This window comes from Mesorhizobium sp. WSM4887 (genome assembly GCF_029625865.1).
Taxonomy (GTDB): Bacteria; Pseudomonadota; Alphaproteobacteria; order Rhizobiales; family Rhizobiaceae; genus Mesorhizobium.
In genome coordinates this window covers 52,022-78,114 of the sequence record NZ_JARTVP010000010.1, presented here as the reverse complement: position 1 = coordinate 78,114, position 26,093 = coordinate 52,022, and the positions used below count along the sequence as shown (strand labels likewise).

Below are 26,093 nucleotides of genomic sequence, written 5' to 3'. Positions count from 1 at the left end.
CTCCTTCCGCTTGGCCTCGCGACGGGGAGTCGCCGACCATCTCAATCGGTGGAACCTCGAAAGCCGGCCGGCGGCTGGAACTCTGGCTTACGCAATCCGTCGTCGGAGGTTGACAACTGGCAACCTCTAATCACATTGAAATCACATCAATGTGATGACGGTGCTGAATGCTAATAACCCTTGCAACAAAGGGCGTCGTTCCGTGCAAAGGCTACGGCGGGATAGAACGTCAGGTCGACTGGCTGGCCACTGAACTGGTCAGGCAGGGCCACCATGTCGTCCTCGTGGCGGGCCCTGGATCGTCACATCCACTGTGCGAAGTCCGGCATGCTGTGAGCGATGCCGAGTGCCGCGCGGCGATCCCCAAGGACACCCAAATCGTCCACCTTCATGCGTGGAAGGTCGAGGTTGACTTCCCGACCCTCAACACCGAGCGGGGCCATTTACCGGATTATCCGCGGCCGCAACCGAACTGGAGCTTCATCAGCGCACGGCACGCCCAGCTGCACGGCCGCAAGACCTTCGTCTACAACGGCTTTCCGGTGGATGACTATCGGCTGGCCGAATCGAAGAGTGATCGCCTCCTCTTCATGGCGGCCATCGCACGCGCCGGAAAGGGCTTGAACCGGGCAGTCGAGCTCGCCAGGAAATTCGACTTTCCCCTCGATATCGCCGGCGGCTCGCGGTGGAAATTGCTCGGCCGAAGTCGGACCCGCCGCGAGGGGGTCTTTTTCAAGAGTCTTTCCCGCCGCTATCGCTTCAACGGCGTCGTCGACGGCGACGACAAGCTGCGCCTGCTGGGCGCATCGAAGGCCTTCCTCAATCCGATCGCCTGGGAAGAGCCTTTCGGCAATGCGCCGGTCGAGGCGATGCTGTGCGGCACGCCCGTTTTGACCACAGCGCGCGGCGCCCTGCCGGAGACGGTGGACACGGATACGGGCCGATTCTTCGAGAGCGACGAGGAGTTCGCCGAAGGTCTTGCCGAGGTCGCAGACCTGTGCATGCGCAAATGCCGTGAATCTGCCGCCGACAGATTTCCGATCGCGAAAACCGCGAAGGCCTATCTGGAACTCTATGCCCGCATCCTTGATGGCGAAGCGCTTCCGTGACAAGGAACCGGCATGCTCGCCGTTCGCGGCGACTGTGTCGGATCGAAAAGGTATCGCGCGTTGCGCCCCATTCTCGTGTTCTGCTTGCCGGCAATCGGCGACTTCATCCGCTGCCATTCGGCAATTCAAATCATAGCAGCGACGTTTCCTGGACAGCCGATCGACGTCATCACCTCGCCGCTGGCCGCGCCCCTGGCGCGCTTGATGCCGCATGTCCGGAAGGCCTGGACCGTTGAAAGGCATTGGAACCCCGGTCTCAAGGAGCGGGCGCGGCTGGCGCGCGAACTCCGCCAGGAGAATTATAACGCAGCCTATCTGCTCACCAGCAGCACCAAGGCGGCCCTGGTGCCGTGGCTGGCGGGCATTCCCGAGCGCATTGGATATCCGCGCGAGCTCCAGTTCGGCATCGTCAACCGACTGCCGTCGGGATGGCTGAGAACCTTCGTGGCCTTCGGCCCGCGCAAGACAAGGCTCGTCGAACAGGTCTGTGCGATCGCGCTCCTCGGCAAGCAGCCCGCCGAAGAAAAACAGCTGCCGGCCCCGCGGCTGGCGATTTCGTCCGAAGACGTTGCCAAGTGGCGCCGGCGCAACGGCGTCGATCCGGCAAGGCCGGTGCTTTCCCTCTATACTTCCGATTTCGAGAACATGCGCTCCTGGCCGCCCGAGCGCTTCGTCTCGGTCGCGCGAAAGCATATCGAACGGGGCTGGTCCGTCTGGCTTGTCGGCGGTCCGCGCGAACGCCAGGCTGCCGCCCAGATTCGCGCCTTGTTGCCTGAGGCGATCGACTTCACCTCGACGCCCGACATTGCGGAGGCCATGCACCAGATCGCGGCCTCCACCGTCTTTCTCGGTGTCGATGGCGGTGTGTCCCATGCAGCCGGCGCCTTAGGCATTCCAAGCGTGCTCATCTTCGGCTCGAACCGATCCTACGTGCATGGACCCTTGAACGAGCAGGTAACCTTCATCGAGCCTCCGATCTCGATACCGAGCTGGGTCCTGAACACGCGCGGTATCAGTGAGCAGCGTGTGCTCGAAGCGCTGGCGGCAAGCGTCGGGAAATACGCACCCCAACCGGTATGACCGCTTACTCCTCGGTGGCGCCAAAGCCCGCGCTCATGCTCGCGCGGGCGGTGTTCGTCCACGGCGTCGCATGATTGTCGATGCGCATCTGGAACAGGAAATAGGTCGGCGAGCAGAAGCCGATGCCCTTGACCCTGCCAGCACCCGGCGTGTCGGACGGCAGCGACTGGCACATATAATCCTCGCGGCAGAAACGATCGGCCGAGCAGGCCGGACGGTTACCGCGATTAACGGCGCCGCCGAGGCATTGGTCGAAATTGTTGGTCGCCACGCAAATATCGAACTTCTTGCCGCCGACCAAGCCGCAGATTTCGCTCGGCATCGGCTTGCCAGCCTTGAAAGCGGAGAAGGCCAGATCCTTCGCGTCGCAGCCGCGATAGGCGAAGCCGCCTGGCACACCGATCTTGGGCGGCCGGCAGGTATAGGCGGTGCGTGAAATGGCGGGCGCGAACGCCGCGAACTGGCCGGTGACGTTGTAACGGTCGTTGAAGGGCTGCGCGGTGTCGCTGGCAATCGTTCCGGTCAAGCAGGGATGGCCGGAAAAGATGTTCCGGCTCTCCTTCGGCAGCAGGCATTGCGCCAGTTTCGTCCTAACCCCTGTAGCGGTCGCGATCGGTGTGCAGACCGTGCCGGCTCCGCATTGCCAGCTGCTGCCGAAGCGGGCGGCGTCTTCCGGCACCAGGCACGGCATGGTCGTCTCGGCCGGCGTATTGGCGATCTCGCCGGTGTCTTTCCACGCGGCGGGTGGTGCGAAGGATAACGGGCGAAACCCGTTCGCTTCTCTGCCTTCCACAGTCTCCTGCAGCCACGCCTCGCGGCGCGGAATCTCGGCATGGAGATGCGGCGAGATGCCGACTTCGATGCGGTTGAGCGGCGAAGTCGTGCTATCGTCGAGGCCGATGAAATGGAATCCTGCGGTCGAGCCCGCCTGATGGCAGCCATGGCAGGCGCCGTTGTCGAGCCGCTCGATCAGGGCTTCAGCCGTGCGCGCCAATGTCAGTTTCGAATAGTCGACCCCGGCAAGCGCCTCCGGTTCGAACAGTGGCGTGAATGGATGATTGGCCTGCCTGGCACTGCCGAAGGTCGACCAGGAGATGACCTTCTTCGCTAGGAATTCATCCGGGATTTCGTAAACGCCGAGATCGATTGCACCGGCATTGGCGCGGACATAGTCCGTAAGCCTCGCCTTCAACCGCGCGTCTTGCGCAAGGCGGATGGTGTCCGGCGTATTTTCGAGCGGTTTCTGGCTGATTGTGGTGCCGTCGATACCGAAGATGCGCATGAGATAGGCGGCCTGACCGCCAAATTCGGTCTCCTGGCCGGAAGGAAAGCGCACCACCTGAGCGTTGAGTTCGAGCTGCTTGAAGGAGAGGCTCGCTTTATCCAGCGGTCCGCCGGACAGCCACCCGGCATCCGCCGCTTCGTCGATCTGCGGCGTCCAGCGCCCGGCGACGCCGGTACAGCCGCCGTCGGCGTCGGGAGCTGCGCGGTAGATGGCACTGAAATTGAACGGCAGCCTCGAGGCCAACACCTTGCCGTTCTTCCTGAAACTATAGGCAAGGCGGTAGATGAAGCGCACCTCGCCGCAGCCCGCTTCCCCACCGAGCTTTGCGAAGTCACGCCGGTCGAGCCGGTTGACGACGCCGGCCAGCCGGAAACGCGCCGCGTCGGTCTTCAGCCAGCGCATGTCGATGATGCGGCCGACATTGCCGTCGGTCACCTCATAGAGCGGCCGGCCGCCTGCTTTCAGGTCGGCGCGCAGTGCTGCGACATCGGCCGCTACGGTGTCGACGATGGCGTGGTAGGCCGGCGCCGCGTCATAGAGCGTTTTCAGATCGTCCTTGCCGCTGATGCCAAAAATACCGGCGAATCCGAAGCCATCGGCGTCGAGCTTGGCGAGCACCTGCGGATCGTCCACGACCGTGACCGGACGACCGGCAGCATCAGCCGCCCGCACGCCAAGAACAGCGATGGCAGCGACCGCGACAAGGATCGCCAGCCTCATCATCGGGCAGCCATCCCATTCTCGACCAACGCGTGCAGCACAGGCACCATCGCCAAAGGCAAATCCTCGGCGATCAGGCCGGGTCCGAACCGGCTGCCGGCTTCGGCGTGTATCCAGACAGCCGCGCAGGCCGCTTCGAACGCCAGCATGCCTTGTGCCAGGAGCCCGGCGATGATGCCCGCCAGCACGTCGCCCGAACCCGCGGTGGCAAGCCACGGCGCGCCATTGCCGTTGATCGCGGCGCGGCCGTCTGGTGCTGCGATCACCGTGTCGGCGCCTTTGTAGACGATGACGGCGTTGGCTCGCGCCGCCGCCGCGCGGGCCTTGCCGAGTTTGGAAAGAGCCTTGTCGCCCGCGATCTCAGGAAACAGCCTGCCGAACTCGCCTTCATGCGGCGTCATCACCAGCGCCGGGGCGCCGGACTTTCGGGCAGCCTGGAAAAGCGTCTCAGCCACGTCGCGAAACGAGGTGATGCCGTCGGCGTCGAGCACCAGCCCTTCAACGCCGGTCTCCTGCGCGTGCCCGGCGCCGAGCAGCGCCAGGACAAAATCGCGCGCCTTTTCGCCGACGCCAAACCCCGGGCCGAGCACAAAGGACGAGGGGCGGCGGTCGGCAAGGAACGCACCGAGATCGGCAACCCCGTCGACCTCGCGCAGCATGATCGATGTCAGATGCGCGGCATTGACCTGCATGGCATTCGCCGGCGACAGCACCGTCACCGCCCCTGCCCCGCTTCTTGCGGCTGCGAGCGCCGACAGGCGCGCGGCACCGGTGGCCGCAGGACCGCCCGAAAAGACACTGACATGACCGCGCTTGTATTTGTGCGCATCGACGGCCGGAACCGGAAAGACAGGCAGCCAGGGCGCCGGCGCATTCTCGAAACTGCGCGGCGCGACTGGAGCGATGATGTCGTCACCGATGCCGATGTCGGCGAGCACGATCTCGCCACACATTTCCCGCCCCGGCAGCAGCAGATGCCCCGGCTTCTTCCGCGCGAACGTCACGGTAACCGCCGCCCGAAATGCGCTGCCGAGGATGGCGCCGCTTTCGCCGGAAACGCCCGAGGGCAGGTCCACGGCGACGACCGGCAAGCCGAGATCCGTAACGACCTGGACGGCCCGGCCGGCATCGCCCGACAGTGCCTTCGAGAGCCCCGCTCCGTACAGCGCGTCGACCACCAGCGATCCCGCCTCGGCCGCGAAGGCAGATAGCGGTCGTGGCTCCAACGGGCAATCGGCTGCAGCCAGCGCGGCATCGCTGCCCGCGCGCGGTTCGCCCGATCTCCACAACGCAACGTCGACACCGCTCTTCCGGAGCAGGCTCGCCACGACATAGCCGTCGCCGCCATTGTTGCCGGGTCCGCAAAGCACGTGCACCCGTGCCGCCGCCGGATAGCGCGCCATGAGCACGGCCGCCACGGCCTCGCCGGCCCGGCGCATCAATCCGTAGCCGTCGAGCGGACCTTGTGCGATCGCCAGCCGGTCGGCTTCGGCCATTTCGGACGGGGAAAGAAGTTCATTGCGCATGGGATTGCCGATCTCCATCCGATCAAGCATTGTCCGATTTGCGGCTCGAAGCAATCAGCGGCGGGCGTATGCATCCCAGAGCGGTGGGCGCCCGGAGGGGAATCTGCCTGCAAATTGCGCTATCTGCTCAAGTTTTGCGCAGACGGATGGAGGAGCGATGTATAGGCTTTGGGCGTCGATGACGCATCCGATGCAGCGGATGACGCGGATTTGCATTCGGGTGCGGCAAGGCATGGAAATCGCCCGATACCGCCCTCAACCTCTGGTAATTGGCACGCTTCGTGCTTGATGAAGGCGCAAGCGGGGCGCGCAACCCGTCTCTTTGGCAGTGGAGGCCACTTTCTACATGAAAAAGATCGAAGCGATCATCAAGCCATTCAAGCTGGACGAAGTGAAGGAAGCGCTTCAGGAGGCCGGGCTGCAAGGCATCACCGTCACCGAGGCCAAGGGTTTCGGTCGGCAGAAGGGCCATACCGAGCTTTATCGGGGCGCCGAATATGTCGTCGACTTCCTGCCCAAGGTGAAGATCGAGGTCGTGCTCGGCGACGACGCCGTCGAAGGCGCCATCGAAGCCATACGCAAGGCGGCGCAGACCGGCCGCATCGGCGACGGCAAGATCTTCGTCTCCAATATCGAGGAAGTCGTTCGCATCCGCACCGGCGAGACCGGCATGGACGCGGTCTGACTCCACCCGTCTTCCTGAACCGTCATCATCAAAAAAACGTCAGCACACAGGGATACATGACATGACGACAGCCAAAGACATCATGAAGCAGATCAAGGACAACGATGTAAAATTCGTCGACCTGCGCTTCACCGATCCGAGGGGCAAGCTGCAGCATGTGACGATGGACGTCGTCGAGGTCGAGGAAGACATGTTCGCCGACGGCGTCATGTTCGACGGCTCCTCGATCGCGGGCTGGAAGGCGATCAACGAGTCCGACATGGTGCTGATGCCGGACACGGATACGGTCCACATGGATCCGTTCTTCGCCCAGTCGACCATGGTCATCCTGTGCGACATCCTCGATCCGATCTCGGGCGAGGCCTACAATCGCGACCCGCGCGGCACCGCCAAGAAAGCCGAAGCCTACATGAAGTCGGAAGGCATCGGCGACACCATCTATGTCGGCCCGGAAGCTGAGTTCTTCGTGTTCGATGACGTCAAGTACAAGGCCGATCCCTATAACACCGGGTTCCGCCTGGACTCGACCGAGCTGCCGTCCAACGACGACACCGACTATGAGACCGGCAATCTCGGCCATCGGCCGCGCATCAAGGGCGGCTACTTCCCTGTGCCGCCGATCGACTCCTGCCAGGACATGCGTTCCGAGATGCTGACGGTGCTCGCTGAAATGGGCGTGCGCGTCGAAAAGCATCACCACGAAGTCGCGGCCGCCCAGCACGAACTCGGCATCAAGTTCGACACGCTGGTGCGCAACGCCGACAAGATGCTGATCTATAAGTATGTCGTGCACCAGGTCGCCAATGCCTATGGCAAGACGGCCACTTTCATGCCGAAGCCGGTGTTCGGCGACAACGGCTCGGGCATGCACGTGCACCAGTCGATCTGGAAGGGCGGCAAGCCGACCTTCGCCGGCAACGAATACGCCGGCTTGTCGGAAACCTGCCTCTTCTACATCGGCGGCATCATCAGGCACGCCAAGGCGATCAACGCCTTCACCAACCCGCTCACCAACTCCTATAAGCGTCTGGTGCCGGGTTACGAAGCGCCGGTGCTGCTCGCCTATTCGGCGCGCAACCGTTCCGCCTCCTGCCGCATTCCGTTCGGCTCCTCGCCGAAGTCGAAGCGCGTCGAGGTCCGCTTCCCCGATCCGGGCGCGAACCCCTATCTCGGCTTTGCCGCCATGCTGATGGCGGGTCTCGACGGCATCAAGAACAAGATCCATCCCGGACAGCCGATGGACAAGGATCTCTACGACCTGCCGCCGAAGGAATTGAAGAAGATCCCGACGGTCTGCGGCTCCCTGCGCGAAGCGTTGCAGAACCTCGACAAGGACCGCGGCTTCCTGAAGGCAGGCGGCGTCTTCGACGACGACCAGATCGACTCTTATATCGAGCTCAAGATGGCGGAGGTGATGCGCTTCGAAATGACCCCGCACCCGGTCGAGTACGACATGTACTATTCGGTGTAAGCGACTGCATTCCCGACAGAAAACAACCCCGGCGAAAGCCGGGGTTTTTTCGTGAACAGCTCGCCAGAGGGCGGAAAGGCTGCAGGACGCGCCTCGTCAGAACAGCAGGCCTGCACTGTCGCGAGAGCGCGGATCTCATCGCCGCCAAGCAAGCCAGGCCTAAAAAAAGCCCCGGCATTTTCGCCAGGGCTTTTTAATCTTCGATGGTCTGGCGGGGAATGCCGCCGACGCAGTTAAGGCATCACGCCGCAGCCGAGACCTTCGCGTCGGTCGCGACCTCCGAGATCGTCTTCAAGACCTGCGAGGCGATCTGGTAGGGGTCGCCCTGGGAGTTCGGGCGGCGGTCTTCCAGATAGCCCTTGTAGTCGTTCTTGATGAAGGAGTGCGGCACGCGGATCGAGGCACCGCGGTCGGCAACGCCATAGGAGAACTTGTTCCAAGGCGCGGTCTCATGCTTGCCGGTCAGGCGCTTGTCGTTGTCCGGACCATAGACGGCGATGTGATCCATCAGGTTCTTTTCGAACTGGGCCATCAGCGCCTCGAAATAGGCCTTGCCGCCGACTTCGCGCATGTACTTGGTCGAGAAGTTGCAGTGCATGCCCGAGCCGTTCCAGTCGGTATCGCCGAGCGGCTTGCAGTGGAACTCGATGTCGATGCCGTACTTTTCGGTAAGGCGCAGCAGCAGGTAGCGCGCCATCCAGATCTGGTCGGCGGCCTTCTTGGAGCCCTTGCCGAAGATCTGGAACTCCCACTGGCCCTTGGCCACTTCGGCGTTGATGCCTTCATGATTGATGCCGGCTGCGAGACAGAGGTCGAGATGCTCCTCGACGATCTGGCGCGCGACATCGCCGACATTCTTGTAGCCGACGCCGGTGTAATAAGGTCCCTGCGGCGCCGGATAGCCGCTCTCGGGGAAGCCGAGCGGGCGGCCATCCTTGTACAAGAAATATTCCTGCTCGAAGCCGAACCAGGCGTCCTCGTCGTCCAGGATGGTCGCGCGGCTGTTCGAAGCATGCGGGGTGACGCCATCGGGCATCATGACTTCGCACATGACGAGAACGCCGTTGGTGCGCGCCGGATCCGGATAGAGCGCGACCGGCTTCAGCACGCAGTCGGAGCTGCGGCCTTCGGCCTGGTTCGTGGAAGAGCCGTCGAAGCCCCACAGTGGCAGCTGCTCGAGCGTCGGGAACTCGGCAAACTCCTTGATCTGGGTCTTGCCGCGCAGATTGGGGGTCGGGGTGTAGCCGTCGAGCCAAATATACTCGAGTTTGTATTTGGTCATTCCAGTGCCTCTCGTTGCTTGGACGCCGGGGCGGCATCAACGCATGGCCGGACCGAGCCGGCCTGCCGTGCGCTAAAATGCAATTCGTATGCCACTCTCCTCGTCCAGGGTGCGGCAAAATGGTCATCGCAAAGCGTTGATTTTGCTGAGCCTGCGCAGCAATGCGCGGCGATCGTTCAGGCGCGCTTTCTGCATAAATATTGTGCAACGACTGATCTTTTTGTGAGCATATTGCCTAAATGAATCGCAGAACCTATCTTGGGAACAGATTTGAATCGACTTGCTCCTGAAGAGGTAGGAGGCCGCCAATGGAAGTCACCACGTCCCGTCCGTCGGCAAAGATCCTGATGTTCCCGCTTGCAGGCCGGGCGTCTGCCTCAAATTTAGGCGCAAAGGCGAAATTCGCGGCAGAGCTTGCCTCGTTGCGCAATATGCACGCAGATTTCGACGGCTGGTACCATCAGGCGGCAATCGAGGAAGAACACAAGCAGCGCAAGACCTGACCAATTCTTTCAAGGCCGAGACGAGAAAAGCCCGGCGCGATCGCTCGCGCCGGGCTCTTCATTTGCCGAGGATCGGCTACTGCTTGGCGTCCAGATCGGTGCCCAGCGTATCCCTGACGAAGATCATGCCGATGATCAGCGACATCGCGGCGATCACCACCGGGTACCAGAGGCCGTAATAGATGTCGCCCTTGTAGGCGCTGAGTGCGAACACCGTTGCCGGCAGCAGGCCGCCGAACCAGCCATTGCCGATATGGTAAGGCAGCGACATGCCGGTATAGCGGATGCGGGTCGGGAACATCTCGACCAGGATCGCGGCGATCGGCCCGTACACCATGGTCACGAACACGACCAGGATGAACAGGATGCCGATCGTCACCGGCCAATTCACCGCCTCCGGATCGGCGACCATGGCAAAGGCACCACCGCCCGGGATGTTGTAGACGGTGACCTCAGGGGCGCCGGCCGCTTCCTCCTTGGTCAGCAGCTTGTCGGCGACCGCCTTGTCGGTCGGAATGGTCGTCTTCTCGCCGCCGCGGATCGCCGCCGCATCGAGCTTCAGTTCCGGATTGGCTGCGACGAAGGCGTCGAGCTTCTGGTCCGGCACCTTAGCCGCGGCCCGCTTCAGCGGATAGCCGCCATCCTGCAGTGACATGTTGACAGCCTTTTGGAAGGCGGCCTCCTTGGCCTTGGCCTGATCGCCGGCGGCGACGGCGTCATAGGACTGCACCGTCTCGTTGCCGATCTTGACCGTCGCGGCCGTGCCGGGTGCCGCCGTCGAAACGACGTCGTAAGGCACCGAGTTCTTGGTCAGGAACGAGGTCGCGATATCGCAGGACGTCGTGAACTTCGCCGTGCCGACCGGATTGAACTGGAACCTGCAGTCGCCGGGTGCCGCGGTCACCGTTGCGCGCGTGTTCTGCTGTGCGGTAGCCAGCGCCGGATTGGCGGCCCAGGTCAGCGCCTTGAACAGCGGGAAGGTGCAGACGATTCCCAAAGCAAGGCCGGCCATGATGATCGGCTTGCGGCCGATCTTGTCGGACAGCCAGCCGAACACGACGAAGAAGATCGAGCCGACGGCAAGCGCGATCGCGATCATGACGTTGACCGACCACGCGTCGACCTTCAGCACGTTCTGCAGGAAGAACAGCGCGTAGAACTGGCCGTTGTACCAGATCACGGCCTGGCCTGCGGTGAGGCCGAGCAGCGCCAGAAGCGCGATCTTGGCATTCTTCCACTGGCCGAAGGCTTCTGACAGCGGCGCCTTGGAGCCCTTGCCCTCCTCCTTCATGCGCTGGAAGGTCGGCGACTCCGAAAGCGACAGCCGGATCCAGATCGAAATGGCAAGCAGCAGGAAGGAGACGATGAAGGGAATGCGCCAGCCCCAGGCAGCGTAGGTTTCCTTGCTGAGCGAACCCTGGACGATGAGGATGACGATCAGCGACAGGAATAGGCCGAGCGTTGCCGTCGTCTGGATCCAGGAGGTGTAGAAGCCGCGGCGATCGTCCGGCGCGTGCTCTGCGACATAGGTTGCGGCACCGCCATATTCGCCGCCAAGCGCCAGCCCCTGCAGCATGCGCAGCCCGATCAGTATCACCGGCGCCGCGATGCCCCAGCTGGCATAGCCGGGCAGCAGGCCGACCAGGAAGGTCGACAGGCCCATGATTGTCATGGTGACGAGGAAGGTGTATTTGCGGCCGACGAGGTCGCCGATGCGGCCGAACACAAGCGCGCCGAAGGGACGGACGAGGAAGCCGGCGGCGAAAGCTAGCAGCGCGAAGATGTTGCGCGTCGCCTCGGGGATGGTCGGGCTGAAGAAGGTCGCGCCGATGAAGGCGGCCAGCGAACCGTAAAGATAGAAATCGTACCATTCGAAAACGGTACCGAGCGAGGAGGCGAAGATGACCTTCTTTTCCTCCCGCGTCATGCCGCGGCTTTTTCCGCCGGCGGTCGATGCCATTGCCATTGATATATCCTCCCGTGGATCCCGTCTGTCCTCGATGGCTGCGCGCCACCGTCCGCAATTCCTCCGAACGCGGACTCAAAAACGCGGCCAACGAAGGAAAAAATGGCAGAAAGCGCCCCGGAAAGGCACCGCGACGATGGGATTATGACTTTGGTATTAGATGCAATGCGAAGCGGCGCTCAGGCTTTGAGCGCCTCAAGCAGGCTGACTGCCGCCATCATGTCGCGCTTGCGGGCGGAGCGGCGCGCGACGGCTTCGGCATCCTGGCCCCAGTGCTCGATCTGCCAGTCTTCGTCGACATGGCCGGCGGCCCAGGCCTCCTCGCCGTCGAGCTCGCCGAAGTCGACGGCAAGCGCCAGCAGCGCTGAGCCGGTCAGCGAGGTCATGACGTGGATCGCGGCCAGACGCAGCGGCTCGGCGCGCTGGGCAAGATAAGCGCCAAGGACGGCGATCGTCTCGCGCGGCTGCTCGACATGGATGACACCTTCGGCGAGGTTGAAGCGCACGCCGAGGTTGCTTCTTGCCCAATCGAGAACCGGATCCCAGAGCCTGTTCTGACGGTCTACCAGCCCCTGCGGGCCATCGGCTCGGTAGCAAAGCAGGTCCGACGAAGCGAAGCGCAGGACATCCTCCAGCACCGCTTGCGGGTCGCTGGCCACACCGTCGAGTGCCGTGTTGGCAAGGCGCATCACCGGCATGGTCACAGGGTCGATGATCTCGCCCTGGGCGGAAAATTCGTCAGCAACCAGCGTCGCGGCTCCTTCAGTCGGCAACACCAGCAGCGCCTTTCCCGGCGTGCGGACCGGCCTGCCGTCCAGATGGACGGCAAAACCGCCTTCGACCGGCACGACCGAAACCGCCTTGTAGAAGCGCTTCGGCAGCGGCGTCTTCATCTGGATCTGGGCGCGGCGCACCGGATCGGGATCTGAAAGCTGCTTTCCCGCTTCGAGGTCGTTGAGGATGTCGCGCATCTCGAACTCCTTACGCTGGGACCTGCTTGCGCGACGGCCGATTGACGATGATCAGCCCGGCCGCGATCAGGCCCAGTGCCAGGAAGATCCTGATCGTCAGCGGCTCGCCCAAAAGCACGGCGCCGCACAGAACACCGAACACCGGCGACAGGAAGGCGAAGCTGGACAGGCCTGCCGCCGGATAGCGCGTGAGCAGCCAGAACCACAAAACATAGGTGAAAGCGACGATATAGAAAGACTGGAACATCAATGCCAGTGTCGGCAATGCAGCGATTTCGCGGATCGGCGGGCCGGCGAACGGCATCACAAGGGCGCCGACGACGGCGGCGCCCGCCAGCTGATAGAGCAGAAGCTTCTCGGCGCTGGTCTCGACCAACTTCGATCGCTTGATGACGATGCTGGTCAACGCCCACAGGATGCCCGAGCCAAGACTGAGCAGATCGCCCGTCAGCGTCGCGTCATTGCCGGCGAAGATGCCGTCTGAGAACACGGCCAGAAGCCCGCAGAAAGCAAGCACGAGGCCCCCAAGCTTGCGCGCGTTGATGCGCTCGCCGAGCAAAAAATGGCCGCCGATCAAGACCCAGAACGGCATGGTGTTGACCAACAGCGTGTTGCGAGCGACGGTCGTGTATTCCAGCCCGATATAGAGAAACAGGAACTCGACGCCGAAGAGCACGCCGACGACAATACCGGCGCTGAGCGTCCCATCCGCTTCAAACAGCTTGATGCCGCGCAACCGGCACCAGCCGAGAACGCACAGCCCGCCGATGATCGAGCGCGCGATCGATACGAAGACCGGATCGTAGCCGGCATAGGAGACCTTGGCGGCGACGTAGTTCAGGCCCCAGGACAATGTCAGCCCGACCATCATGGCGGCCGCGCTCATGTCGACCGCGTCGCGTCGGCCGAATGTATCGGCAGCACCGCTCAATTGTCGTCCTCCGCGCTCTGCTCATCGAAGCCGAGCAGGTTCCAGCTTTGGCGCATATGCGGCGGCATCGGCGCGGTAACATCGATGACGCCCTGGTCTGGATGCGGGATAACGATGCGGCGCGCGTGAAGATGAAGGCGGTTCTGGATGCCGCCGGGAAACTCCCAATTCGTGTCGGCCTCGAAATATTTGGGATCGCCGATGATCGGGCAGCCGATATGGGCGGCATGGACGCGAAGCTGGTGGGTGCGGCCGGTATAAGGTTCCATTTCCAGCCAGGACAGCGACTGCGCCGCCTGCTCGACGACGCGGTAATAGGAAACGGCATGGTCGGCGCCCTTCTCGCCATGCTTGGCGATGCGCACGCGGTCGCCGTCCGGCGTCGCCTCCTTGACAAGCCAGGTCGAGATCTTGTCCTCGCGCTTCGGCGGCACGCCCTTGACCAAGGCCCAATAGGTTTTCTTCGTCTCGCGCGCCCGGAACGCTTCCGACAGCTTCATCGCGGCAAGGCGGGTGCGGGCAACGACCAGCACGCCGGAAGTGTCGCGGTCGAGGCGATGGACGAGGCGCGGCTTCTCGCCCTTCTGGTTGCGCCAGGCCTCGAGCATGTCGTCGACATTGCGCGTGACGCCGGAGCCGCCCTGCACGGCAAGCCCGGCAGGCTTGTTGAAGACGAAGACCTTCGGGTCCTCGTGCAGCAGCATCTTGGCCAGCACATCGGCATCGCCCTGGTTGCGGATCGAATGGCCGGTGAGCGGGGCGTCGCCCTTCTTGTCGACTTCGAGCGGCGGAATGCGCACGGTCTGCCCGGGCTCGACGCGCGTGTCGGCCTTCACGCGGCCGCCATCAACGCGGACCTGGCCCGAGCGCAAGAGCTTTTGCAGGTGACCGAAGCCGAGGCCCGGATAATGGACCTTGAACCAGCGGTCGAGCCGCATGCCCGCTTCGCCGGCCTCCACCGTGATTTGTTCGACACCTGCCATGGTTACGCTTTTCCGGTTGAAAGCGGCGCCATAGCACTAAGGCAGAGAGGTTGCGAGCCAAAGACCCAACAACGGACAAAGATCGCGCCAAAGAGCGTTGCGCAGCCGCGGGCGCGGACGCCTCAGTTTGCGGCCGCCTTCTTGGCCTTGGACGAGCCGATCATCTTCCAGTTCTTGTAGAACATGGAATTGACGCGCTCGACGCTGACCGAGACGATGGCGAGAAGGTTGGCGATCAGGCCGGGGAATGGCGATGGACGGATGATATCCATGAACACGCAGTAGCGGCGTCCGTCATATTCGTTCACTGAACGGTGCAGCAGCGTGTCGTCGAAAATGTAAAGCGGGTTGTCGTGCCAGTAGTTCCTGGCGCCGTTGCACTCGACGAAAATCTCAGCCTTGACCGGCAACAGGTTGTAGAGGATGCGCAGGCTGAGCCGCAGCGGCCCGAAATGCCAGGAAGTCGATTCCTTGCCTCTGAAGACTGAGACGGCGATGGTCTTGATGTATTTGAAGTCCTTGTTGAATTCCGCGACGTTGTCGATCTTGTGCTTGCCATACCACTGATAGACATACATGCCGCGCCGACCGGTGCCGAAATTGGCGTCGATATCGGCGATGATCTCGTCCTTGCGAGCCTTGAAGACGTCGAGAACCTCGTTGACCTCGCGCTGATAGTCTGCAGGGAACTGCTCCAGCTTCCATACGCCCGGGTTCCGATAGCAAAGCAGGTCGACCAAAAGGTTGAATGGCGACAGCAGCCAGGTGAAGATGCCGTTGCCCAGGAAATAGCCGCGGAACAACGACAGATCCTTGTTTGCATTGCGCATCACGTCGATCAGACCGCAGACGATCCAGATCGTGGTCAGGATCGGGATAAAATAAAAGCCAAGCGCGAGAAGCGGGACTGCGATAGCAGCCTGACGAAGAGTCTTACGGGTTTGCTTTGTCATAGTCTTTCGCTTGGGAGCGCGATCCTGTTCGCATGAGCCAAATCACGGCGACCCCCGCCAGCCGTGCGCCTTCATAGGATTTTTCATGACGCGGCACAATCTGGAACAGGTTTGCCCGCTCACGATCGCGCCAGCATCTCGACTTTGCTGTCATGCCGACGAAGCTTCGCCGCGAAGCACCCGAGCCCGCCGAGTCGCGGAAGCGGCTATTCCCGCTCTTTGCGCAGCTTTGCCCAGTATTCCAACCGCTTCTTGACCTCGCGCTCGAAGCCGCGCTCGGGCGGATCGTAGAAAGTGCGGCGGCCCATCTTTTCCGGGAAATAGTCCTGGCCGGAAAAGGCATCCGGCTCGTCGTGGTCGTAGCGGTAGCCGGCGCCGTAATCCTCTTCCTTCATCAGCTTGGTCGGCGCGTTGAGGATGTGCTTGGGCGGCAGCAGCGAGCCGAATTCCTTGGCCGCTTGTGTCGCCGCCTTGAAGGCGGTGTAGACGGCATTCGACTTGGGCGCGGTGGCGAGATAGACGGTGGCCTCGGCGAAGGCGAGTTCGCCCTCGGGCGAGCCGAGATAATCGTAGGCGTCCTTTGCGGCATTGGCGACGACCAGGGCCTGCGGATCGGCAAGCCCGATATCTTCCACCGCCATGCGCACCAGCCGGCGGCCGAGATAGAGCGGATCCTCACCGGCATCGAACATGCGGGCGAGGTAATACAGCGCAGCGTCCGGATCCGAGCCGCGCACCGATTTATGCAGCGCCGAGATCAGGTTGTAATGGCCGTCCTGGCCCTTGTCGTAGATCGGCGCACGACGCTGGATGACGCGCTGCAGGCCTTCGGGCCCAAACACCTCGCCCGGCTTGGCGGCGCGCCAGACTTCCTCGGCGAGCGTCAGCGAGGCACGACCGTCGCCATCGCTCATGCGGATGAGCATGGCCCGCGCCTCGTCGTCGAGCGGCAGCGCCCTGCCCTCGGTCGCCTCGGCCCGCTCCAGCAGCTTGGCGATGCTCTCCTCGTCCAGCGAGCGGAAGACGAGCACCCGCGCGCGGGACAGAAGCGCCGCGTTCAGCTCGAAGGACGGGTTCTCCGTCGTGGCGCCGACCAGCACCACCGTGCCGTCTTCCATGACCGGCAAGAAACCGTCCTGCTGGGCACGATTAAAGCGATGGATCTCGTCGACGAAGAGCAGCGTCTGGCGGCCATTGGTCCGGCGCAGTTTTGCTGCCTCGAATACTTTCTTCAGGTCGGCGACGCCGGAAAACACCGCCGATATCTGCTCGAAGGCAAGGTGGGTTTCGCCGGCGAGCAACCGCGCCACCGTCGTCTTGCCGGTGCCGGGCGGGCCCCAGAAAATCATCGAGCCGAGCGTGCCGGACTTGATCAGCCGCGTCAGCGCGCCATCCGGGCCGGTCAAGTGCTCCTGGCCGACAACCTCGCCAAGGGTCTTCGGGCGCAACCGGTCAGCCAGCGGCCGGCCGGGCGGCGCCTTCTCCGGTTCATCGACGCTGAACAGATCGGCCATGCGCTTTTATTTGGTTGGAACGCGGCCCCTTTTCCAGAGCCTGCTCAGTAACGCAACACTTGGCGCAGTATCTGCCCACCGCGCTCGACGGTAAACCGCCACCACCGCGTGTCCTGCTGCGCAATCTGTGCCAGCGTCGCCGCCTTATCGATGCTCGTGCCGTTCACTTCGCGCACGATGTCGCCCGGTTGGAAGCCGAAATCGGCGGCCGGTGAATCGCGGTTGATGTCGACCACGGTGACCCCCTTCATGTCGGTGCGCAGCCCGAGACGCTGGGCAAGGCGCGGCGAAAGCTCTGCCACCTTGGCCCCGGCGAAGGGGCTGCGGCCATGCAGCGTGACCTCGCTCGGCTTCGCGCCTTCGGGCGCGCGCTCCAGCGCAATCTCAAGCGTTGCCTGCTGGCCCTTGCTCAGCACGGCGAAGGTCGCCTTGGTGCCGATCGACAGCGTCGCCATGCGGTAATCCAGCGCCTCGATGCTTTCGACCGGGGTGTTGTTGAGCGACAGCACGACGTCGCCGGGCTTGAGCCCCGCCTTGCCGGCCGGTCCGGCCCCATCGACCGACGAGACCAGCGCGCCGGTCGGCTTTTCCATGCCAAGCGATTCCGCGATCTGGGGTGTCACGGCTTCAAACTCGGCGCCGATATAGGGCCGCTCGAAGAAATCCAGGCCGGCCTTGGCGGCGTCGGCGAAAGCCCTGACCATGTTCGACGGAATGGCGAAACCGATACCGATCGAGCCGCCGCTGCGGCTATAGATAGCCGTGTTGATGCCGACCAGCTGGCCGCCCATGTTGATCAGCGCGCCGCCGGAATTGCCGGGATTGATGGCGGCATCGGTCTGGATGAAATAGCCGGAGTCGGAAACGCCGATATGGCTGCGGGCAAGCGCCGAAACGATGCCGCTGGTGGTCGTCTGGCCGACGCCGAAGGGATTGCCGATGGCGAGCACCAGGTCGCCGACCTCGAGCGCGTCGGAATCGCCGATGGCGATCACCGGGAACGGCTTGTCGGCGGAGATTTTGAGCACGGCAAGATCCAGTGTCTCGTCCTTCAGCATCACCTTGGATGTGAACTCGCGCCCGTCGGCCGTCGCGACCTTCACCTCGTCGGCATCCTTGATGACATGGTAGTTGGTGACGATCACGCCGCTCGGATCGACCAGCACGCCGGAACCGAGCGAAGACTGCGCGCGCGGCTGCGCGCGGCCGAAGAACTCCTCGAAGAAGGGATCGCCCTCGAACGGCGAGGTCACCTTTGCGGTCTGCGAGGCATAGACGTTGACCACGGCCGGCGCCGTCTGCTTGACTAGCGGCGCAAACGAAAGCTGCACCTCCTCGCGGCCGAACGGCACGCGCTTGTCGGGCCCGGAAGTGGAGTTCTCGCCCTCGACGCCATGCAAGAGATCGGTCAGCACGTCGGAAAGGCCAGGGTCGGCCGGCTTGGCGGCATCTTCTGCGAATGCCTGTCTGACGCTAGGAGCCGCGGCGAAAGCGGCAAGCGTGCAAACCGCAATAAGAAACAGCCGTTTGAGGTGCATTCCGAATCCTCCAGATCAGGCGCCATTGTCCCGACGATTGTGCAGAATGAAAGGCTAATGCACGGAAATACGATGCTTGTCGCGCAAAAGAGTGAGAACGAGAACGAAAATCCGCTCGCCCTGCTCGCTGGTTTCAGAACGAAAAAGGGGCCCCGAAGGCCCCTTGAATTCATTCGCTGAAAACCTGGCCTTATGCGGCCGCGGCTTCCTCTTCGCCGCCTTCGGCCTCGAGACGCGCGCGGTCGGCGGCGCCCTTGGCCGAGGTGTCGCGGTCGACGAACTCGATGACCGCCATGGCGGCATTGTCGCCGTGGCGGAAGCCCGCCTTCATGATGCGCAGGTAGCCGCCGTTGCGGCTGGCGTAGCGCGGTGCGATGGTTTCGAACAGGCGCTTGACGACGCCTTCATTGCCGATCTGCGCGATCACCTGGCGGCGGGCGTGCAGGTCGCCGCGTTTGCCGAGCGTCACCAGCTTCTCGACGATCGGACGCAGGTCCTTCGCCTTCGGCAGGGTGGTGACGATCTGCTCGTGCTCGATCAGCGACACGGCGAGGTTGGCGAACATCGACTTGCGGTGGCTTACGCTGCGGGCGAAGCGACGGCCTTTGAAACCGTGGCGCATAGCTCTTTTCCTTCTTTAGTTGTTCAAGAGGCCACGGCCTCTGATGGTTTTCCGCATGACCGTCGGATCGAGCGGCTCGCGCCGCCGATCCTTGGAATTCATGCTCAATACTGATCCTCGTAACGCTTGGCGAGGTCTTCGATGTTTTCCGGCGGCCAGTCCGGCACTTCCATGCCGAGGTGCAGACCCATCGCCGCCAGCACTTCCTTGATCTCGTTCAGCGACTTGCGGCCGAAATTCGGAGTGCGCAGCATCTCGGCTTCGGTCTTCTGGATCAGGTCGCCGATATAGACGATGTTGTCGTTCTTCAGGCAGTTGGCCGAACGCACCGAAAGCTCGAGCTCGTCGACCTTCTTGAGCAGCGCCGGGTTGAAGGCCAGCTCGGTGACGGCCTCGGTGGCGACTTCCTTCTGCGGCTCGTCGAAGTTGACGAACAGGCTGAGCTGGTCCTGCAGGATGCGGGCCGCGAAAGCCACGGCGTCCTCGCCCGAGATCGAACCGTCGGTCTCGATGGTCATGGTCAGCTTGTCATAGTCGAGAACCTGGCCTTCGCGGGTGTTCTCGACCTTGTAGGAGACCTTCTTGACCGGCGAGTAGAGGCTGTCGACCGGGATCAAGCCGATCGGCGCGTCCTCGGCGCGGTTGCGCTCAGCCGGCACATAACCCTTGCCGGTGTCGACGGTGAATTCCATGCGGATCTCGGCGCCCTCGTCCAGCGTGCAGATCACGTGGTCGGGGTTGAGGATCTCGACGTCGCCGACGGTCTGGATGTCACCGGCAAGCACGGCGCCCGGGCCCTGCTTGCGCACGACCATGCGCTTGGGACCATCGCCTTCCATGCGGATGGCGATTTCCTTGATGTTGAGCACGATGTCGGTCACGTCCTCGCGCACGCCGGCGATGGACGAGAACTCATGCAGCACGCCGTCGATCTGCACGGCGGTGACGGCCGCGCCGCGCAGCGAAGACAGAAGCACGCGCCGCAGCGCGTTGCCGAGCGTGAGGCCGAAGCCGCGCTCGAGCGGCTCGGCCACGAGCGTGGTCAGCGTCTTCTTCTTCGACGAGAACTCGATCTTGTTCGGCTTGATCAGTTCCTGCCAGTTTTTCTGGATCATGGTGTCTTCCTTCCTTTGACCCGCCACCATCCAATCGTGGCGGGCAGCCTGGAATTGCCGCGGAGGAGCGCCTTGGCGCTCACGCGGCGTTCAAAAATATTAGACGCGGCGCTTCTTGCGCGGACGGCAGCCATTGTGCGGGATCGGCGTCACATCGCGAATCGAGGTGATGGTGAAGCCGGCCGCCTGCAGGGCGCGCAGCGCCGATTCACGGCCGGAGCCGGGTCCGCAGACCTCGACCTCGAGCATGCGCATGCCGTGTTCCTGGGCCTTCTTGGCGACGTCCTCGGCGGCCATCTGGGCGGCGAACGGGGTCGACTTGCGCGAACCCTTGAAGCCCTGGGCGCCGGCGGACGACCAGGCGATCGAATTGCCCTGCGCGTCGGTGATGGTGATCATCGTGTTGTTGAAGGTCGAATTGACGTGGGCAACGCCCGACGAGATGTTCTTGCGTTCGCGACGGCGAACACGAGCGGCTTCCTTGGCCATGGTAGTCCTTTCAGTTGATCTCTACACCGCCGTAACGCCAGCGGCTCCACCTTTGCAGTGAATGGTGAATAGTGAAATGGTGAATGGTCAAAGCGCCATTCACCATTCACCACCAACCATTCACCAATTACTTCTTCTTGCCGGCGATCGCCTTGGCCGGGCCCTTGCGGGTGCGCGCATTGGTATGCGTGCGCTGGCCGCGGACCGGCAGCGAGCGGCGGTGACGCAGGCCGCGGTAGCAGCCGAGGTCCATCAGCCGCTTGATGTTCATCGAAACCTCGCGGCGCAGGTCGCCTTCGACCTGGTAGTCGCGGTCGATCGTCTCGCGGATCTGCAGCACTTCCGCGTCGGTCAGCTGGTTGACGCGGCGGTCCGCCGGGATGCCGACCTTGTCGACGATCTCCTGGGCAAACCTCTTGCCGATGCCGTGAATGTACTGAAGCGCAATGACGACGCGCTTGTTGGTCGGAATGTTGACGCCGGCTATACGAGCCATGTTCTTTCATCTCCATTTGGGCCGGCCATCCTTCAAAAAGGCAGGCCCGGCGCTATCTAAGTTGCCCCGCGTCCGGTGGAGGCCGGCCCTTGCGGGAGTTTCCTGGTTCAAAACGGATGCCCTGCCCTTTGCGGGCAAGCAAAGTCCATGCCTGATAGGAAGACGGGCCGCCATACCCCAATGGCTTCTTCCAGTCAAGCGCAATCTTTGCTTGTCGGAGCGGCCTAGCTCACCGCCGCCGTGAGCACCTTCTCGATCTCCGCGGTCACCGCGTCGATGCTGGCCATGCCGTCGACGCTCTTCAGCCTGCCTTTGGCATAGTAGTAGCCGGTCAGCGGCGCCGTCTTCTTGTAATATTCTCGCAGGCGCTCCTCGAACACCGCCGGGTTGTCGTCCTTGCGCACCGGCTGGCCGGCCGCCTTGGCATCCTCGGCCCGCTTGACGATGCGCCCGACCAGCGCCTTGTCGTCGACGACGAGCTCGATGACGCTGTCGAGCGCGATGTTGCGCTCGGCGAGCATGGCTTCGACGGCATCGGCCTGCACCAGCGTGCGCGGATAACCGTCGAGGATGAAGCCCCTGGCGCAGTCGGGCTGGTCGATCCGCTCGGCAACGATCGCATTGACGATCGCGTCCGATACCAGCTCGCCGGCATCCATAACCGCCTTGGCCCGCTTGCCGACTTCGGTTCCGGCCTGGACGGCGGCACGCAGCATGTCTCCCGTCGAAAGCTGGGGTATGCCGTGTTTTTCTACCAGTCTCTGTGCTTGCGTCCCCTTGCCCGCTCCTGGCGGCCCAAGCAATATCAGCCTCATCTGCTCCTCTTACCCCCGCGCAACTTCGACTTCTTGATCAGGCCCTCATACTGGTGCGCGATCAGGTGACCCTGAATCTGCGCCACCGTGTCGAGCGTGACACTGACCACGATCAGAAGCGATGTGCCACCGAGATAGAAAGGTACGCCAGTCGCTGAAATCAGGAACTCAGGCAGCAGACACACCAGCACCAGGTAGATGGCGCCGATGACGGTGATACGCGTCAAAACATAGTCGATATATTCGGCGGTGCGCTCGCCCGGACGATAGCCCGGGATGAAGCCGGAATGCTTCTTGAGCTGGTCGGCCGTGTCCTTCGGGTTGAAGACGATTGCCGTATAGAAGAAGGCGAAGAAAATGATCATCGCCGCATAGAACGCCATATAGAGCGGCTGGCCGTGGCCCAGCGCCGCCAGGACTGTGCTCGCCCAGGCAGGCAGGTTGGTGGTCTGCGAGAAGCCGGCAACCGTTGCCGGGAGAAGCAGCAGCGAGGAGGCGAAGATCGGCGGGATGACGCCCGAGGTGTTGAGCTTCAGCGGCAAATGCGAGGTGTCGCCTTGGAACATGCGGTTGCCGACCTGCCGCTTCGGATACTGGATGAGCAGGCGGCGCTGGGCGCGCTCGAAGAAGACGATGACGCCGATGACGACGACGGCGAGCACGATGATCGCGAGAATCAGGCTCGTGGACAGCGCACCGGTGCGGCCGAGTTCCAGCGTGCCTGAAATGGCGTGCGGCAGACCGGCGACGATGCCCGAGAAGATGATCAGCGAAATGCCGTTGCCGATGCCGCGCGCGGTGATCTGCTCGCCGAGCCACATCAGGAACATGGTCCCGCCGACAAGCGTGACGACGGTCGAGATGCGGAAGAACATGCCGGGATCGGTGACGATACCGTTGCCGCCCTCCAGCCCGACCGAAATGCCGTAGGCCTGCACCAAGGCCAGCAGCACGGTGCCGTAGCGCGTGTACTGGTTGATGATCTTGCGGCCCTGCTCGCCTTCCTTCTTCAGCGCTTCCAGCGACGGGATGACCGAGGTCATCAGCTGCATGATGATGGAAGCGGAGATGTAGGGCATGATGCCGAGCGCGAAGATCGCCATGCGCTGCACGGCGCCGCCCGCAAACATGTTGAACATGCCGAGCACGCCCTTGCTCTGCGAGGAGAAGGCCTGCGCGAAAGCGTCGGGATTGATGCCGGGAAGCGGGATGTAGGTGCCGAGGCGGTAGACGAGCAGCGCGCCGACGGTGAACCAGATGCGCTTCTTCAGATCCTCGGCCTTGGCGAAGGCCGCAAAATTCAGATTGGAGGCTAGTTGTTCAGCAGCCGAAGCCATGCCTGATTTTCTCCGCTAGAGCATGATGCCGAAAAGTGTGAAGCGGTTTTCGGAAGACATCATCCTCTACTTCATTGATTATGCTCTACTTCATTGATTTCTATGTCGCGCTCGATGCCCGCAGCTCAGGCGGCGCGTGTCACCGAAGCTCACGAGATAAGCTCCGGACCGTCAACATGCAAGCGGCCGCGTTGACGCGGCCGCCTAATTGATCAGGTCAAAGCGCGGACGGGCGGCAAAAATGAAATCATACCCGCCGGCCGCGCTTCAAATCGCCGTTACTCGGCGGCGGCCGCTTCCGGCAGCTTCACCGAACCGCCGGCCTTCTCGATCTTCTCGATCGCAGCTTTGGAGGCGCCGGCGACGTCGAAGCTGAGCTTGGCCTTGAGCTCGCCGTCGGAGAGCACGCGCACGCCGTCCTTGGCGCGGCGGATGACGCCGGCAGTGATCAGGGTCTCAGCCGTCACGGTCTCCTTCGCGTCGAGCTTCTTGGCATCGACGGCAGCCTGGATGCGAGCAAGCGACACGACGGTGAAGCTCTTGGCGAACAGGTTGTTGAAGCCGCGCTTCGGCAGGCGCCGGTAAAGCGGCATCTGGCCGCCCTCGAAGCCGTTGATGGCAACGCCCGAGCGTGCCTTCTGGCCCTTAACGCCGCGACCGGCGGTCTTGCCAGAGCCGGAGCCGATGCCGCGACCGAGGCGCTTCCTGGAGTGCGTGGCGCCGTCCTTGTCACGCAGATCGTTGAGTTTCATGTTTCTGTCTCCCGCGCTTCCGTTCAGGCCTCGTCCACAACGCGGACGAGGTGCTGGATGGCGGCGATCATGCCGCGCACCGAAGGGGTGTCTTCCAGCGTACGCCGCTTGTGCATCTTGTTGAGGCCGAGGCCGACCAGCGTCGCGCGCTGCTCCTTCGGCCGGCGGATCGGCGAACCGATCTGCTCGACGGTGATGGTCTTGGTAGCTTTCTTGGCCATGGTCGAAATCCCTGGTCAGCGTCGACTATTCTTCGGCCGCGACGGCGGTGCCGCGGCGGGCCTGAAGGGTCGAGTACTTGATGCCGCGAGCAGCGGCCACATCCTTCGGATGCATCTGGCTCTTCAGCGCGTCGAAGGTGGCGCGAACCATGTTGTATGGGTTCGACGAACCCATCGACTTGGCGACCACGTCGTGCATGCCGAGTGTCTCGAAGACGGCGCGCATCGGGCCGCCAGCGATGATGCCGGTACCCTGCTTGGCGGCGCGCAGCAGAACGCGTCCGGCGCCCCAGCGGCCCTCGACGTCGTGATGCAGCGTGCGGCCCGAACGCAGCGGCACGAAGATCATGTCGCGCTTGGCCGATTCGGTCGCCTTGCGGATCGCCTCCGGCACTTCGCGCGCCTTGCCGTGGCCGAAGCCGACGCGGCCCTTCTGGTCGCCGACGACGACAAGTGCGGCAAAGCCGAAGCGACGGCCGCCCTTCACCACCTTGGCGACGCGGTTGATGTGGACAAGCTTGTCCACCATGCCGTCGTCCCGCTCTTCGCGTTCACGCTCGCGGCCGCGGCCGCCTTCCCTACGTTCCTGTGCCATATCCTAGTCCTTGTTCTTTTCCGGAAGCACGGGTTGCTGTTTGCCGGCGCCTCTAGCGGCCCACCGGCGGTGAATTTCTCCTTTGCATGATCCTGTCCGAAAAGTCTGCAACTTTTCGGGATCATGCATTAGAAGCTCAGACCGCCTTCGCGGGCAGCCTCGGCCAGCGCCTTGACGCGGCCGTGATAGATGTACGGGCCACGATCGAAGACGACTTCCTTGACGCCGGCCTTCGACGCGCGCTCGGCGATCAGCTTGCCGACCGCGGCAGCAGCGGCGCTGTCGGCGCCGGTCTTGAGCGAGCCCTTCAGCTCCTTCTCCAGGGTCGAGGCGGCGGCCAGCGTGTGGCCCTTGGCGTCGTCGATGACCTGGACGTAGATGTGCTTCGAGGTGCGATGCACCGAAAGCCGCGGCCGCTCGCCGGCGACCTTCTTGAGCTGGCGGCGCACGCGCTGCGCGCGGCGCTGGGTGGTTTCTTTGGGGCTAGCCATGATTCTGTTCCTTGCCTTCAGAAAACGGGGGCAACCGTGTGCGGTAGGCCAAGCCTCCCGCGGTCGCGCCCCGCGGCGATCAAAAGTCTTACTTCTTCTTGCCTTCCTTGCGGACAATCCGCTCGTCGGCATAGCGCACGCCCTTGCCCTTGTAGGGTTCGGGACCGCGATACTCGCGGATCTCGGCCGCGACCTGGCCGACCTGCTGCTTGTCGATGCCGGAGACCGTGATTTCGGTCGGCTTCGGCACGGAGATCGTGATGCCCTGCGGCGTCTCATAGACCACGTCGTGGCTGAAGCCGAGCGCCAGCTGCAGGTTCTTGCCCTGCATGGCGGCGCGATAGCCGACGCCGGTGATCTCGAGCTTCTTCTCGAAGCCGTCCTTGACGCCCTGCAGGATGTTGACGATCTGCGTGCGCGACATGCCCCACTTGGCGCGGGCGGTCTTGGTCTGGTCGCGCGGCTCGACCGAAATCTCGGCGCCTTCCATCTTGACCAGCACTTCGTCGTTGACCACGAACTTCAGCTCGCCCTTGGGGCCCTTCGCCGTCACGGTCTGGCCGTTGACGGTCGCGGAGACGCCCTGCGGCAGCGAAACGGGTTTCTTTCCGATACGAGACATTGTTGTCTCCTCTTTCCTTTA

At 63.1% G+C, this 26,093-nt stretch carries 26 protein-coding genes; 5 read left to right on the top strand and 21 right to left on the bottom strand.

The window, feature by feature from the left end:
• Positions 1–332: 332 nt before the first annotated feature.
• Both P9230_RS26325 and waaF read left to right on the top strand, forming a co-directional pair.
• On the top strand, positions 333–1,109 hold the full coding sequence (locus P9230_RS26325; protein ID WP_245322435.1) for a glycosyltransferase: 777 nt from the start codon (positions 333–335) through the stop codon (positions 1,107–1,109).
• Between the two features lie 12 nt (positions 1,110–1,121).
• On the top strand, positions 1,122–2,189 hold the full coding sequence (waaF, locus tag P9230_RS26320; RefSeq protein ID WP_245475417.1) for a lipopolysaccharide heptosyltransferase II: 1,068 nt from the start codon (positions 1,122–1,124) through the stop codon (positions 2,187–2,189).
• A 4-nt stretch (positions 2,190–2,193) separates the two neighbouring features.
• Here waaF and P9230_RS26315 read toward each other — a convergent pair whose 3' ends face one another.
• A complete protein-coding gene (locus tag P9230_RS26315) occupies positions 2,194–4,197 on the bottom strand; it encodes a hypothetical protein (protein ID WP_278121126.1) in 2,004 nt (667 codons plus the stop codon).
• Entirely contained in the window at positions 4,194–5,720 is a 1,527-nt protein-coding gene (locus P9230_RS26310) for an NAD(P)H-hydrate dehydratase (protein WP_278121125.1), read from the bottom strand. Before P9230_RS26310 ends, P9230_RS26315 begins: the two co-directional genes overlap by 4 nt.
• A 346-nt stretch (positions 5,721–6,066) precedes the next feature.
• Here P9230_RS26310 and P9230_RS26305 point away from each other — a divergent pair, with 346 nt between their 5' ends.
• On the top strand, positions 6,067–6,405 hold the full coding sequence (locus P9230_RS26305) for a P-II family nitrogen regulator (protein ID WP_006205430.1): 339 nt from the start codon (positions 6,067–6,069) through the stop codon (positions 6,403–6,405).
• Positions 6,406–6,466: 61 nt separating this feature from the next.
• On the top strand, positions 6,467–7,876 hold the full coding sequence (glnA, locus tag P9230_RS26300) for a type I glutamate--ammonia ligase (RefSeq protein ID WP_066989632.1): 1,410 nt from the start codon (positions 6,467–6,469) through the stop codon (positions 7,874–7,876).
• 241 nt (positions 7,877–8,117) lie between these two features.
• Here glnA and P9230_RS26295 read toward each other — a convergent pair whose 3' ends face one another.
• Complete coding sequence (locus tag P9230_RS26295) at positions 8,118–9,158, bottom strand: glutamine synthetase beta-grasp domain-containing protein (protein WP_278121123.1); 1,041 nt, start codon at positions 9,156–9,158, stop codon at positions 8,118–8,120.
• Positions 9,159–9,466: 308 nt separating this feature from the next.
• On the opposite strand from P9230_RS26295, the gene P9230_RS26290 reads away from it, so the two are divergent.
• Entirely contained in the window at positions 9,467–9,661 is a 195-nt protein-coding gene (locus P9230_RS26290) for a DUF2735 domain-containing protein (RefSeq protein ID WP_278121121.1), read from the top strand.
• A 76-nt stretch (positions 9,662–9,737) separates the two neighbouring features.
• Here the strand turns inward: P9230_RS26290 and P9230_RS26285 are convergent, their stop codons facing one another.
• From P9230_RS26285 to rplF, 18 genes are all read right to left on the bottom strand, one after another.
• Entirely contained in the window at positions 9,738–11,627 is a 1,890-nt protein-coding gene (locus P9230_RS26285; protein ID WP_278121119.1) for an MFS transporter, read from the bottom strand.
• A gap of 179 nt (positions 11,628–11,806) precedes the next feature.
• Positions 11,807–12,598 carry an ATP12 family chaperone protein gene (locus P9230_RS26280; protein WP_278121117.1) on the bottom strand — a complete coding sequence of 264 codons (792 nt, stop codon included), beginning with the start codon at positions 12,596–12,598 and terminating at the stop codon, positions 11,807–11,809.
• Between the two features lie 10 nt (positions 12,599–12,608).
• A complete protein-coding gene (locus tag P9230_RS26275; protein ID WP_164763835.1) occupies positions 12,609–13,484 on the bottom strand; it encodes a DMT family transporter in 876 nt (291 codons plus the stop codon).
• Between the two features lie 41 nt (positions 13,485–13,525).
• Positions 13,526–14,512, bottom strand: coding sequence for an RluA family pseudouridine synthase (locus P9230_RS26270; RefSeq protein WP_067321449.1), 987 nt, complete (start codon positions 14,510–14,512; stop codon positions 13,526–13,528).
• A 122-nt stretch (positions 14,513–14,634) separates the two neighbouring features.
• Positions 14,635–15,465 (bottom strand): aspartyl/asparaginyl beta-hydroxylase domain-containing protein, encoded by an 831-nt coding sequence (locus P9230_RS26265; RefSeq protein ID WP_067321452.1) that lies wholly within the window; start codon positions 15,463–15,465, stop codon positions 14,635–14,637.
• Between the two features lie 206 nt (positions 15,466–15,671).
• On the bottom strand, positions 15,672–16,979 hold the full coding sequence (locus P9230_RS26260; RefSeq protein ID WP_278055900.1) for a replication-associated recombination protein A: 1,308 nt from the start codon (positions 16,977–16,979) through the stop codon (positions 15,672–15,674).
• Between the two features lie 44 nt (positions 16,980–17,023).
• Complete coding sequence (locus P9230_RS26255) at positions 17,024–18,517, bottom strand: DegQ family serine endoprotease (RefSeq protein WP_095825450.1); 1,494 nt, start codon at positions 18,515–18,517, stop codon at positions 17,024–17,026.
• Between the two features lie 190 nt (positions 18,518–18,707).
• Positions 18,708–19,139 (bottom strand): 50S ribosomal protein L17, encoded by a 432-nt coding sequence (gene rplQ, locus P9230_RS26250; protein WP_066989613.1) that lies wholly within the window; start codon positions 19,137–19,139, stop codon positions 18,708–18,710.
• A 104-nt stretch (positions 19,140–19,243) separates the two neighbouring features.
• Complete coding sequence (locus tag P9230_RS26245) at positions 19,244–20,254, bottom strand: DNA-directed RNA polymerase subunit alpha (RefSeq protein ID WP_059188661.1); 1,011 nt, start codon at positions 20,252–20,254, stop codon at positions 19,244–19,246.
• Positions 20,255–20,353: 99 nt separating this feature from the next.
• Positions 20,354–20,743, bottom strand: a complete 390-nt coding sequence (rpsK, locus tag P9230_RS26240; RefSeq protein WP_006205444.1) for a 30S ribosomal protein S11 — start codon at positions 20,741–20,743, stop codon at positions 20,354–20,356.
• A 127-nt stretch (positions 20,744–20,870) separates the two neighbouring features.
• Positions 20,871–21,239: a 30S ribosomal protein S13 gene (rpsM, locus tag P9230_RS26235; RefSeq protein ID WP_278054550.1), complete on the bottom strand. Its 369-nt coding sequence runs from the start codon at positions 21,237–21,239 to the stop codon at positions 20,871–20,873.
• A 224-nt stretch (positions 21,240–21,463) separates the two neighbouring features.
• Entirely contained in the window at positions 21,464–22,054 is a 591-nt protein-coding gene (locus P9230_RS26230; protein WP_095780445.1) for an adenylate kinase, read from the bottom strand.
• The gene (secY, locus tag P9230_RS26225) at positions 22,051–23,391 is read right to left on the bottom strand and encodes a preprotein translocase subunit SecY (protein WP_066989608.1); all 1,341 of its coding nucleotides are present in this window, start codon (positions 23,389–23,391) and stop codon (positions 22,051–22,053) included. The genes P9230_RS26230 and secY overlap by 4 nt, the downstream gene beginning before the upstream one ends.
• Positions 23,392–23,669: 278 nt before the next feature.
• Positions 23,670–24,143 (bottom strand): 50S ribosomal protein L15, encoded by a 474-nt coding sequence (rplO, locus tag P9230_RS26220; RefSeq protein ID WP_067321465.1) that lies wholly within the window; start codon positions 24,141–24,143, stop codon positions 23,670–23,672.
• A 23-nt stretch (positions 24,144–24,166) separates the two neighbouring features.
• On the bottom strand, positions 24,167–24,364 hold the full coding sequence (rpmD, locus tag P9230_RS26215) for a 50S ribosomal protein L30 (protein WP_278054552.1): 198 nt from the start codon (positions 24,362–24,364) through the stop codon (positions 24,167–24,169).
• Positions 24,365–24,389: 25 nt separating this feature from the next.
• The gene (rpsE, locus tag P9230_RS26210) at positions 24,390–24,959 is read right to left on the bottom strand and encodes a 30S ribosomal protein S5 (RefSeq protein WP_027046810.1); all 570 of its coding nucleotides are present in this window, start codon (positions 24,957–24,959) and stop codon (positions 24,390–24,392) included.
• A gap of 128 nt (positions 24,960–25,087) precedes the next feature.
• Positions 25,088–25,450: a 50S ribosomal protein L18 gene (gene rplR / locus P9230_RS26205; protein WP_066989604.1), complete on the bottom strand. Its 363-nt coding sequence runs from the start codon at positions 25,448–25,450 to the stop codon at positions 25,088–25,090.
• An 88-nt stretch (positions 25,451–25,538) separates the two neighbouring features.
• Positions 25,539–26,072 carry a 50S ribosomal protein L6 gene (gene rplF, locus P9230_RS26200; protein WP_067321468.1) on the bottom strand — a complete coding sequence of 178 codons (534 nt, stop codon included), beginning with the start codon at positions 26,070–26,072 and terminating at the stop codon, positions 25,539–25,541.
• Positions 26,073–26,093: the final 21 nt, after the last annotated feature.